This window comes from Mesorhizobium sp. P5_C1 (assembly GCF_054049815.1).
The window spans coordinates 1-537 of the sequence record NZ_JBFULQ010001405.1; the positions used below are offsets into that span (position 1 = coordinate 1).

The 537-nt window shown below is 60.3% G+C and carries 1 protein-coding gene; it reads left to right on the plus strand.

Annotated elements, in window-relative coordinates; genetic code table 11:
• The coding region (locus ACXJ7R_RS36055) for a homogentisate 1,2-dioxygenase (RefSeq protein ID WP_457155935.1) at positions 1–537 on the plus strand (537 nt) is incomplete at both ends.

Here is a 537-nt window from a genome sequence, read left to right on the forward strand (position 1 = left end):
CAAAATACATGCCGGGCTTCGGTAACGACTTCGAGACGGAGTCTCTTCCGGGCGCGCTGCCGCAGGGCCAGAACAGTCCGCAGAAGTGCAACTTCGGACTCTATGCCGAGCAGTTGTCAGGCTCGCCCTTTACCGCCCCCCGTGGCACGAATGAGCGATCCTGGCTCTACCGCATCCGCCCCAGCGTGCGGCACACGCGCCGGTTTTCCAACGCCAGCTACCCGTTCTGGAAATCGGCGCCGTGCCTCGATGATCATTCCCTGCCGCTCGGCCAATTGCGCTGGGACCCGATCCCGGCCCCAACGGAAAAACTCAACTTTCTTGCCGGCATTCGCACCATGACGACGGCCGGCGACGTGATGACCCAGGTCGGCATGGCGGCGCATGCCTATGTTTTCAATGACGACATGGTCGACGATTATTTTTTCAATGCCGACGCCGAACTGTTGGTTGTGCCGCAACTCGGCGCCATCCGGGTTTTCACCGAAATGGGCATCATTGATGTTGAGCCTTCCGAGATCTGCCTGATCCCGCGAG